Genomic DNA, 9,899 nt, shown 5'->3' with positions numbered 1-9,899 from the left:
CTGCTGTTGCAGCATCATACACTTTTACAATCGTACCTTCTGCTGCAGCTACCGTTACCGTATCAGCTTTGCCTACATTATTTACAACCGTGATGTCATCTGCTTTGACAACAGCCGAGGTTGCTTCTGCGTTAAACACAATCTCTGCAGTTGGGGACTCCATTGTCACAGAAACAAAAATTTTACCCTCAGCTTCTCCTAGATTAGGAATCGTTACTAATGCTTCCGTCTTACCTTTTGCTACACTTGCTGTTCCAAGCAATTTTCCACCAATTGCTTTGTCGTAAATTTTTACAACAGCGCCTTCTACAAGATCTTCAATTTTCACCGTATCAGCTTTACCTACATTATTGGTAACCGTTACTTTAGCTGGATCCCATTCCACTTTTACTGGGGCTGCGAAAGCACTTGAAAAAGGAGCTAGCGCAATAGTGGAACCTAAAAGTACTGAAGCAATAGCCTTCTTGCCTTCTTTTCTTATCATGGGGAACGCTCCCTTCGACATTATAATCATTTTATAAAAAAGCTACCTTTTCTTCCATCTACCTACTATCATGTCTTTTCATAATTATCTGGTCATTCACTTCTATAGGTGCTTCATTTTATTTTTTATCAAACCCCCTATTAGATCAGACCATTCCCGCAGGAAACCGGAATATAACTAATTCCGTTTAGATTCTGACTAGATATACCGATTTTTCGAAATTAGGAAAATAAAAGAAACCATCTCCGTTTCCAGTATTTCCTTCAATATCTACTCATTTATATCTATCGGATTATTTCGCGCGGGACTTTAGATAGATATTCTTTTTTATAAACATTTGGTTATAGTTGTAGCTATAGTACTTTACCCGATCTGAAAACTTGTAAAACACTGAATGCTTGCCATTTATTACGGAAGACATTGCATATCATTTTCATGATCACAAAATAAAAGGGACTGTCTCAGAAAGTCGATTTTTCCGACTGAGAGACGCCCCTTTTGCATATCAAAGCGCTTGACAAACCAACTCTTCTAATTTTCGAATGACAGGAGATTCGTTTTTCTTATTTTTTCCTATCAAAAAATGCGCCGTATCCATTTGGACCGGCTTCTTGATAAGAATTTGTTGCCATCTTGCTACGCCGGACATTGTTTAATTGTTTTTGAACTCCTTGTTTTCTTTGATCAATCAATGGGATCAGTCTCTGATTTATTTCGTTAATCTGTAACAGCTGATTCTGATATTCCTTCTGAATAGAGAGACTATTAAACCCCTGTTCAATGAGGCAGCCGATGTACTCCTCACGTTCCGCCAAAATTCCAAGCCACATATCAGGCTCTGAATCCATACAAGTAACTTCCTTTTCAAAACGCTGAGTGGCATCAAGTATGTTTTCCAAGAGCATCTCAATCTTTGTCATCTCTTGCACCTTACCCTTGTTTTCTAGCTAGTTGCATGGCTTCTTTCCAAGTATCTCGGAACTGCACAAAGAGATCTTCAACTTCACTTAATAGGAGAATATCCTTTTGTACATTGGCCTCAATAGTACGTTGCAGCATAAATTCATATAACTTTGCAAAGTCTTTAGAAATATCGTATTCGCTATTTAAAGTAGACATTAATTCATACAGGATATTTTGAATCTTTAATGATGCTTCATGAGCTCTGACCATATTTTTTTCCTCAATGGCCACCTTAGCTTGTTTTATAAACTTTAATGCACCGTTATATAACATCAGTGTCAAATCGGCGGGAGTAGCGGTTGCTACCTGATTGGATTGGTATGTCTGAGCGGCATTTTGTAACATCTGCGTCACTCCCTGTTATTTTTGACCTAACATTTGTGTAAACCATGCGCCTTGTGATTGTGCTTTGGACATTGCCTGTTCCATTGCAGTGAATTGCTTCCAGTAACGATTCTCAATCTGTTTCAGGCGATCTTCCCAAATTTCGATCTCATCATCCGTTTGCTTTAATCTTTTAGTGAGATTGCTGTCATCACTAACTCTTCCAACTGCTCCAGCTTCTTTCGTTAACTTATCAATGACTTGATTTAACTGACCATATAATCGCTCGGCAACTCCACTCTCATTGTACTTTGTGGCTTGGTCAGGATTACTACTGTAGTTAGTAAAAAGTTTTATTACATCCTCACCATTTTTGCTTATGGTCTCACGGAGTTTTGATTCATTTATATAGAGTTTTCCATTTTCTTGATAAGCATATTTCCCAGCTGGAGGACCGACGATACCGATTTCGGAAAGTGTGTCAAATGCTGAATTTACACCGGCAGCTTTCAAAGGGGTGCTTAAAGCTCGTCGCATTTCATGTAATCCACTAGTTAAAATAGAATCACGAAGTAGAATACCACTTCGCGCCATATTATCCATTTTTTCAGCAGTTTTTTCAGATAATGCTTCTCTTTCCTCATCTAGCAGCGGCTGATAAGCTTTATATTTTGGTTCAGCTATTTTTTTATTGATCGTTTCAATGACAGTATTGTACTTATCAACAAAATCCTTCACCATCGTGAAAATAGCCTCTTCATCTGCTTTCGCACTGACAGTAACAGGAGCACCTACATTGGGTTGTTTTAAAGTGAAATTAATACCATCAAAAGTAAACGTGTTTGTAGTAGAAGTATATTCAACACCATTAATTTTGAACTTCGCTGGGTCACTGGATTGTCCCGTAGTAGAAGGTGTATTTGCACCTATATTTAGGTTATTCGCACCGCTCGTTTCAACTTCAAATTGCTTACCGTCTTCAGCTATCATAACAAGCTTATTATTGAAGAAACTCGCTTTCAACCCCGTTTTTGCACTATTAATTTGTGAAATTATACTATCAATTGAGTCAGTTGCACCTGCAAATGTTAATGGAACATAATCTATATTGCCATCTCCATCTACATCTTTTTTTATTGTAAGAGTGAAATCAGACCCCCCGATCGGCTTTTTAGTATCCGTTATTGCTGCTACAGGAAACTCAGCGTTAGGTGGTGTGCCCGCTTTAGCCAAACTAATTACCTCTACTGAATATGAAGAAAGAGAAGGTTTTCCCGTTACTTTCGCAGAGGCTATATTTTCATTTTCTGAGAATGCAATTTTTTTATTAAAACTAGTTCCTAAGCGAAGATCTTTCAGAGAATTTTGCAAGTCGGCTAATAGAGTGTTCATCTCACGGTAAGCATCACGCTTCCATTCAACACTATATTTGTTCCGTTGCAAACGATTAACAGGCTCACGGTGAGCTTTCATCAAATCTTTAACAATTTTCTCGGTATCCATCCCTGATGCCATACCACTGATCCGTATTCCCATTATTTTTACCCCCTATCTTTTTTCATCCACCAGCAATCCAATCATTTCATGCATTTTTGCAACCATATCCATCATTTTCTTAGAAGGAATTTCTCTAATTACTTCATTTGTCTGATCGTTGATAATCTGAACGTAATATTCGTTCAGATCCTCATGTAGGGTAAATTTTACGTGTGTATTTGTAGATTGTAGCCATTTGTTAATTCCAGCTATTTCAGCTTGCAAATTCGACTTGCTTGGTAATTCGCCTGGATGTTTCATGTCTTTTGGATTTTGTTCTTGTGTAGGACTCGTTCCTAAACCTTGTCTCATGTTATTCTTCTGTCCTTGTGACGAATGAACAGAGGAAATTTCCATATCATTCACTCCCCAAAAAGCATCTTATTATATATATCGGTAGGATTCCAGATTATCATTATTTTTTCTTTTGATTACTCTGTCCGTTCATTTTTCTCACCGAAAAGGAACATATAAAAAAGCTGTCGAATTATCATTCGACAGCTTCGTAAAATTATTCTTTTTCCATTGATTAACGGAGAAGTTGCAGAACACCTTGTGGCAATTGGTTTGCTTGAGCCAACATCGCTTGAGAAGCTTGAGTCAAGATGTTGTTTTTAGTGAAAGCCATTTGCTCTTTCGCCATATCAACGTCGCGAATACGGGATTCAGCAGCAGTCAAGTTTTCAGCAGTGATATTCAGGTTGTTGATTGTGTTTTCCAGACGATTTTGGTTCGCACCAAGATAAGAGCGCGCTTTACTTACAGCGTTGATTTGGTTTTCTACATCGCCCAGTGTAGTCAAAGCATCTGCTTGGGTAGCGATTGAATACCCAGTAACAGCGCCATCTACAGTACTCAGATCGAAATTAGATACAGTCAGAGTCAATTTTTGAGCTGTTTCTTGCCCGATTTGCAGATCAATATCTGTACCACCAGCAAGCAAACCAATTCCGTTGAACTTGGTGTTGTCTTTAATGTTTGTTACTTCTTTTGCCAGCTCAGCCAATTCCTCTTGAAGACGAGCACGGTCATTTGTGTCATCCAATGTACCATTCGCCGATTGAGTTGCCAATTCTTTTACACGAACCAACATATTATTAACAGTTTGCAATGCGCCCTCTGCAGTTTGAATCAGAGAGATACCATCTTGGGAGTTACGGGAAGCTTGTTCCATACCGCGGATTTGAGCACGCATACGCTCGGAGATAGAGAGACCAGCTGCATCATCAGCTGCACGGTTGATGCGGTAACCGGAAGACAGTTTCTCAACGTTTTTTGCCAAGCTGCCAGTATTTACACCCAATTGACGATGTGTGTTCATTGCGGAAATATTGTGGTTGATAATCATTTAATATTCCTCCTTGATTTTTCGATAGTCACGTCCCTGTGACTATTCATGAATTTGAGACTTATCACAATCGCGCGCTTGCAACTGTCCCTACATTACTATTATCGGAATGTCGTCTTAGAGTTTTTAGCGCTTTTTTCTTTTTTTACAGAAAAAAAGATGATCTATTGACCATCTTTATATTGCCATCCTTTTTCTATCAAGTTTCTTAGCATGGACCACTCACTCTGACTCTTTGTTGCCAGACGATTCTCTTCTTGAATAGCTTCATAGATTTCTTTTCGATAAATGTCTAGTTTCCTAGGAGCTTCAATTCCAATACGTACCTGATCCCCATCAACAGAAATTATTTTAATTTCGATGGCGTCACCAATCATAATTGATTCATTTTTCTTTCGAGAAAGGACCAACATGTCAACACCACCTACTTAATATCCGTAGCTTGTTGTTCGATCAACTGCTGGCGGATTGAATATGTATCATCCTGCAAAATAACCTGTTTACCCATGCGATTGTTGAGATTCACGACAATGGGAGCTTTTAAATTTACAGTAGCCTGGTTATTTCCACGTATAGTCACAATAGAAAAGACAGCGATAGACTCCTGACCATCCATTCTTAGTGCTTCTTTTGTTGAAGATGAAAGTGAAAACTCATAGGAAGGAAAGAAGAGAAACGGATCTACTACCCAAAATCCAACATCTTTTTCTTCGATAGACTGAATTAAATAAAACGGACTCTTCTCTTCCTGCATCAATTGAAAAAACTGCAAATGAGAAAATCCAGGTATTCCATCCTCAAAAAAAAGATTTCCCAACTCCAATTGTTGACTTGTATTCATATCTTCCCCTCACTCACATCTTTCGATCAAGTTGGCTACCTATCACATCTATCTTGAGACTATTATATTCTATCATATATGGCTCCACCTTACCTGGCGTATAAGTAAACTCAGGCGGTCTCAGCACTGGATCCATGCTCATGCCATTACGTATTACGTTGATTATTGCTGGTTTAACCTCTATGCTTACATCGACACCTTCATCTAAAGAAGGAACTGGTGGGTTATATCCACCCTCCAATACACGTTGACCTTTTTCTCTTCCTATATTTGCGATTGCATTTTCTCGTGAATATATTTTCATTAAACGGTCGCCTTCTTGAACTTTCTCCGCAATTGCTTGTAGCCACTGTTGTCGTCCATAGGATGTATTACTATCGCTAAACTGCATGGGGGTCATGAGGCCAATATTTGCTCTTGCCTGACTTGAATCAATTCTCAGCTCAGTCCTTGCCTGTTCAATATTGAGAGTGGCTGCTTTTTGTCGTAAATTCATTTCTGCCATAGGTTGCTTAATATTTATAACAGGTTTATTAATGGATAAACCTAATTTTGCAAAGGTACTCTCCATCCGAATTTGTGGAATCTGCATTTACCGTACTCCCCCAATTCCCTAGCGAAGGAAGTCTAACAAGGTTGGTTGAATAATACGCGCCCCAGATCCTAGTGCTGCTGAATGAACACTTTCTTGAGTCTTTAAATTTGTCATTACTTCGGCCATATTCGCATCTTCATTTCTTGACAAAAGTTCAGATATACTTACTTCTTGCGTGTTCAATCTTTCAGCAATTAGTTCGACTCTGTTCACAGTTGCTCCGAGTGATGCCCGCTCCGCAAGAAGTTTATCAAATTGTTGATCTAATCTCGCTTGAAATTGGGTAGCTGTTCTCCCATTGCTAAGCTCTGTGATTATATTGTCTAAAAGATTAAACATATTGTTCGCATTATCTGGGAAATTAAATATGTTCGGAGCATTAATATTTGAAGTTACAAATACATTTTGGCTTACTTCCAAATTTATTGGCGAACTATTGGTATTTACATAGTCTCCTTTCCCGCCATTTGCTACCGGATCATACGGAGCTTTATTCGTGTCAGTGCCTGCAAAAATATACTTGCCATTTATTTGTTGATTAGCAAGTGTACCTAAATGATTCTTTAATTCCTGAACTTCTGAACCCATCGTTTTTAAATCCTCTGGTGATACTGCTCCATCACCAGAGTATATCAAGAGTTCTTTGATCCGCTTCAAAACGTTCCCAACTTCATCCATTGTGCTATCAGTCATATCTAACCAAGACTTCGCTTCATCCACATTCCTCTTATACTGATCATTCTCCATCAACGAAGAACGATAAAACATCCCACGCGCTGCCACTACAGGATCATCAGATGGCTTGGCAATTTTACTACCAGACGAAAGCTGTTGCTGTAGCTTGTCCATGCTACGCATGGAATTATGCAAATTCCGCAGCATATTACTATTCAGCATGTTCTGCGTTACACGTACCGCCATGATCTAATCCCTCCTACTAGAGGCCAACTCGGCCCATGCCGTTGATGACTTTGTCCAAAATTTCGTCCATGCTTGTCATGACGCGGGCAGATGCGCTGTATGCGTGCTGGAATTTCACCATTTCTGCCATTTCGTCATCAATCGATACGCCTGATACGGATTGCCGCTGGCTGTCTACAGTTCCGACCAGCATTTCCGAGTTCAACTGATTGCGGGTAGCTTCTTGTGCATCCACACCCAATTGGCTGATTGTATAACGATAGTAGTTATCCAAAGTGGAGCTTTCTGCCAAGTCGTTCGGGCCTGTTCCGGCAGCCAACACTTTAAATTTGATCGAAGCAATCGCCAATGCGTTTTCGTTGTTGCCAACCGGTGTAGAGACTGCTTCCGGTTTTGCCGCAGCGATAGCATCCAAACTTCTCATAATTTCGGGGTTAACGACAAGACTAGAGGCACTTGTTGGATAATTTTTCGTTGTAGCATCCGCAGCCAAAGCCGTTGCATCTACAAAGAACGGCAGATCCTGTGCGGTGCCATTATTGATATCATTCAAGCTCCGTCCTGCGCGATGTATATCATTGATTTCCTTAGTCAAATTCACAGCCAAGACATCCAGACGTTTTAGCATGTTTGGCACAATCTGATCACGAGATTGGAGAGTGCCTGCCATGTAACCAGATGTCGGAACGAAAGCCGCTCCACCCAGCGTGAGATCACTCAAACCCGTGGCGACATTTCGCTGAGCAACTACTGGTTGGGAAGTGATACCGTTAACAAATTCGCGTCCTTCAATCGTTACGTTCACCATACCAGCGGTGGTTTGCGTCACTCGGATATCTACCAGCTTGGAGAGCTTATCCAGGAGAACGTCACGCTGGTCATACAAATCGTTTGGCTGGTAGCCATGTGGCACGATATTGGAAATCTGATTGTTCAAGCTGGCTATTTGCTGTCCCAAAGAGTTGATTTCCATCGCCTTCACATTCACTACATTGTCCAGATCAAGTTGCACTTCTTTGATATGATTCGTCAATGTGTTAAATGTATCCGCAACCGCCTTGCTTCGTTCGCGAACAACAGCACGTGCCGACGTATCTGTCGGGTCTTTAGCCAAGTCCTGCCAGGCTTGCCACATCTGGTCCATGACTTTTTGCAGCCCTGTATCAGAAGGTTCGTTCATTATCCCTTCCAGCTTTTCAAGTGTTTCCAAGCGACCATCCCAATATCCTTGACGCTTGTGCTCATTTCGATATTGAATATCCAGAAACTCTTCTCGCAACCGCTGAATACTGTCAGCTTGCACACCCGTACCAAGCAATCCTGGCTCGATGGTTGCCTGCATTCCAACATAAGGCAACCCGGTAGTAGCCTGCATGTTGACCCGCTGACGGCTGTATCCTTCCGTATTCGCATTCGCAATGTTATGCCCCGTCGTATTCAGCGCAGACTGCTGTGCGAACAGGCCGCGTTTGCTTACTTCAATTCCGTGAAAAGTCGAGCGCATGTCAGCACCTCTTTACGCTTTTTTATTGAAAAAAGTTCGGCTCGCCTGACGGTAGGTGTCCGTGCTCGGATTGCCGTAAATGAAGTCGTCCTCCGGCGTGTCCGTGATCAGGTCGAGTGTCATGTTTACAAAAGAAAGGGATTGCTCCAGCAACTGCTGATTCAGCTCGTTTGCCTCACGCAGTTCGGCGACAATCCGGACAAGCTCGTCTCGATAGGATGCAAGCCGCGTCTTCTCTTCCGCACTGGTCGTCAACTTGATCAATTCAGCCAGTGTGCCTTCCTGAAGCGCAAAGCCTTTCTTTTCGGTCAGTTCTTGCACCAAGGTTTGGCGGGCTGCTTCAGCAGCAGTGACGCCCTTGATCAGCTTTTGTTCCTGGCGGGTAATCGCCACCAGCTCATCGACATCTCCTTTTACCAGCACGTCTTTTTTGTGTGCGGCCAAAGTGTACAAGGCTTTGTGCAACCGGATCAAGTTGTCGAGCAGATCGTAGAGTCTATCCATGTTCGCGCTTCTCCTCGTCTTCCCTAGAGAACTGGTTTATAGCTTTTTCCAAAAGGACAGGAGCTTCTCTGCAATTCGCTCGCTGGAGACACGATACGTGCCTTCCTCCACTTGCTTCTTCAATTGCTCCACCTTTTCACGACGCTGTGGCGCGTTCGTGTCTTCCACCTGGCGCTGCATTTCCAACGCTTCCGTAGAAATGTTTACTTCATCCTTGCCCATCGGGATTTTCCCACTTTTGCCTACCTGGTTGTTGCTCGTCTTGTTGTAGGCGTTGATCATCCCGACACGGTTCGGTTCATTAATCCGCATCTGATTACCATCCTCTCAATCCACCGGACATTTTCATGGGAACACGTCCCTTTATCAAAAGAAAAACCGATGATACCTCTTAGTAGTATCATCGGCAATTTCCTGATTGACGATTAGTTTTTTTGCGCAAAACTATTCGTCAGTATTCTTCCTTCTTCGATAAGCGGCTGCTTCCGCCTGACGTGCGCGAGCATCTTCTGCAAGGCGCCGATCCACTTCAAGCTGCTGCGAAATCTCGTGTTTCAAGTCTTTCATGCACGAGTCGCACATGTTTCCGGTACGGATCAAAATTCCACAAATTTCGCATGGGTAACCAAGTTCCGGGTTGCCTTCTACAGAAATGCGCCCTTCCTTGATAAACTTCGTAATTTGCTTCACGCTCACACCAGTAGCTTCGCTCACCTGATGAATATTAGCTCCGCGATTCTCGCGCTTGCGCAGAAACCGGGCGCATTTTTCATATTCCTGCTCCACTTGTTGATAGCATTTGGGGCAAATGTCACGGACTGTTTGTACAAATAAAGCATCACACCGCGAGCAGTTTGCCAGTTTGCCCAGAGACATAGA

Annotated in this window: 13 protein-coding genes and 1 pseudogene; all 14 read right to left on the bottom strand. The window is 41.8% G+C overall.

All coding sequences use genetic code 11. The features are described 5' to 3' along the window. Nucleotides 1–484, bottom strand: a pseudogene (locus EDM60_RS03225) (hypothetical protein); the annotation flags it as partial. 563 nt (nt 485–1,047) lie between these two features. After that, a complete protein-coding gene (locus EDM60_RS03220; protein WP_122962650.1) occupies nt 1,048–1,404 on the bottom strand; it encodes a flagellar protein FliT in 357 nt (118 codons plus the stop codon). 10 nt (nt 1,405–1,414) lie between these two features. Next, nucleotides 1,415–1,792, bottom strand: a complete 378-nt coding sequence (fliS, locus tag EDM60_RS03215) for a flagellar export chaperone FliS (protein WP_122962649.1) — start codon at nt 1,790–1,792, stop codon at nt 1,415–1,417. A 15-nt stretch (nt 1,793–1,807) separates the two neighbouring features. Further along, on the bottom strand, nt 1,808–3,307 hold the full coding sequence (fliD, locus tag EDM60_RS03210; protein WP_122962648.1) for a flagellar filament capping protein FliD: 1,500 nt from the start codon (nt 3,305–3,307) through the stop codon (nt 1,808–1,810). 12 nt (nt 3,308–3,319) lie between these two features. Then, complete coding sequence (gene flaG / locus EDM60_RS03205) at nt 3,320–3,664, bottom strand: flagellar protein FlaG (RefSeq protein ID WP_122962647.1); 345 nt, start codon at nt 3,662–3,664, stop codon at nt 3,320–3,322. 172 nt (nt 3,665–3,836) lie between these two features. Continuing rightward, a complete protein-coding gene (locus EDM60_RS03200; protein WP_122962646.1) occupies nt 3,837–4,655 on the bottom strand; it encodes a flagellin N-terminal helical domain-containing protein in 819 nt (272 codons plus the stop codon). A 164-nt stretch (nt 4,656–4,819) separates the two neighbouring features. Beyond that, the gene (gene csrA / locus EDM60_RS03195) at nt 4,820–5,068 is read right to left on the bottom strand and encodes a carbon storage regulator CsrA (RefSeq protein ID WP_122962645.1); all 249 of its coding nucleotides are present in this window, start codon (nt 5,066–5,068) and stop codon (nt 4,820–4,822) included. Between the two features lie 11 nt (nt 5,069–5,079). Further along, nucleotides 5,080–5,496 carry a flagellar assembly protein FliW gene (gene fliW / locus EDM60_RS03190; protein WP_122962644.1) on the bottom strand — a complete coding sequence of 139 codons (417 nt, stop codon included), beginning with the start codon at nt 5,494–5,496 and terminating at the stop codon, nt 5,080–5,082. A 13-nt stretch (nt 5,497–5,509) separates the two neighbouring features. Beyond that, entirely contained in the window at nt 5,510–6,088 is a 579-nt protein-coding gene (locus EDM60_RS03185; protein ID WP_122962643.1) for a DUF6470 family protein, read from the bottom strand. A gap of 21 nt (nt 6,089–6,109) precedes the next feature. Next, the gene (flgL, locus tag EDM60_RS03180; protein WP_122962642.1) at nt 6,110–7,012 is read right to left on the bottom strand and encodes a flagellar hook-associated protein FlgL; all 903 of its coding nucleotides are present in this window, start codon (nt 7,010–7,012) and stop codon (nt 6,110–6,112) included. 16 nt (nt 7,013–7,028) lie between these two features. Next, complete coding sequence (gene flgK, locus EDM60_RS03175) at nt 7,029–8,516, bottom strand: flagellar hook-associated protein FlgK (RefSeq protein WP_122962641.1); 1,488 nt, start codon at nt 8,514–8,516, stop codon at nt 7,029–7,031. A gap of 12 nt (nt 8,517–8,528) precedes the next feature. Then, the gene (locus EDM60_RS03170; protein WP_063230725.1) at nt 8,529–9,020 is read right to left on the bottom strand and encodes a flagellar protein FlgN; all 492 of its coding nucleotides are present in this window, start codon (nt 9,018–9,020) and stop codon (nt 8,529–8,531) included. A gap of 36 nt (nt 9,021–9,056) precedes the next feature. After that, entirely contained in the window at nt 9,057–9,332 is a 276-nt protein-coding gene (gene flgM, locus EDM60_RS03165; RefSeq protein ID WP_063230724.1) for a flagellar biosynthesis anti-sigma factor FlgM, read from the bottom strand. A 132-nt stretch (nt 9,333–9,464) separates the two neighbouring features. Next, nucleotides 9,465–9,896, bottom strand: a complete 432-nt coding sequence (locus EDM60_RS03160; protein ID WP_122962640.1) for a TIGR03826 family flagellar region protein — start codon at nt 9,894–9,896, stop codon at nt 9,465–9,467. Nucleotides 9,897–9,899: the final 3 nt, after the last annotated feature.

The organism is Brevibacillus parabrevis, from assembly GCF_003710905.1.
Taxonomy (GTDB): domain Bacteria; phylum Bacillota; class Bacilli; order Brevibacillales; family Brevibacillaceae; genus Brevibacillus; species Brevibacillus parabrevis.
Note: the sequence above shows the minus strand (reverse complement) of the source record. Positions and strands in the feature narration are given on the sequence as shown.

Coding starts and splice junctions, on each gene's coding strand:
- EDM60_RS03170 (WP_063230725.1), bottom strand. CDS start 9,020: ATGGATAGACTCTACGATCTGCTCGACAACTTGATCCGGTTGCACAAA.
- EDM60_RS03220 (WP_122962650.1), bottom strand. CDS start 1,404: ATGACAAAGATTGAGATGCTCTTGGAAAACATACTTGATGCCACTCAG.
- flgK (WP_122962641.1), bottom strand. CDS start 8,516: ATGCGCTCGACTTTTCACGGAATTGAAGTAAGCAAACGCGGCCTGTTC.
- EDM60_RS03200 (WP_122962646.1), bottom strand. CDS start 4,655: ATGATTATCAACCACAATATTTCCGCAATGAACACACATCGTCAATTG.
- flaG (WP_122962647.1), bottom strand. CDS start 3,664: ATGGAAATTTCCTCTGTTCATTCGTCACAAGGACAGAAGAATAACATG.
- csrA (WP_122962645.1), bottom strand. CDS start 5,068: ATGTTGGTCCTTTCTCGAAAGAAAAATGAATCAATTATGATTGGTGAC.
- fliS (WP_122962649.1), bottom strand. CDS start 1,792: ATGTTACAAAATGCCGCTCAGACATACCAATCCAATCAGGTAGCAACC.
- EDM60_RS03160 (WP_122962640.1), bottom strand. CDS start 9,896: ATGTCTCTGGGCAAACTGGCAAACTGCTCGCGGTGTGATGCTTTATTT.
- flgL (WP_122962642.1), bottom strand. CDS start 7,012: ATGGCGGTACGTGTAACGCAGAACATGCTGAATAGTAATATGCTGCGG.
- flgM (WP_063230724.1), bottom strand. CDS start 9,332: ATGCGGATTAATGAACCGAACCGTGTCGGGATGATCAACGCCTACAAC.
- fliD (WP_122962648.1), bottom strand. CDS start 3,307: ATGGGAATACGGATCAGTGGTATGGCATCAGGGATGGATACCGAGAAA.
- EDM60_RS03185 (WP_122962643.1), bottom strand. CDS start 6,088: ATGCAGATTCCACAAATTCGGATGGAGAGTACCTTTGCAAAATTAGGT.
- fliW (WP_122962644.1), bottom strand. CDS start 5,496: ATGAATACAAGTCAACAATTGGAGTTGGGAAATCTTTTTTTTGAGGAT.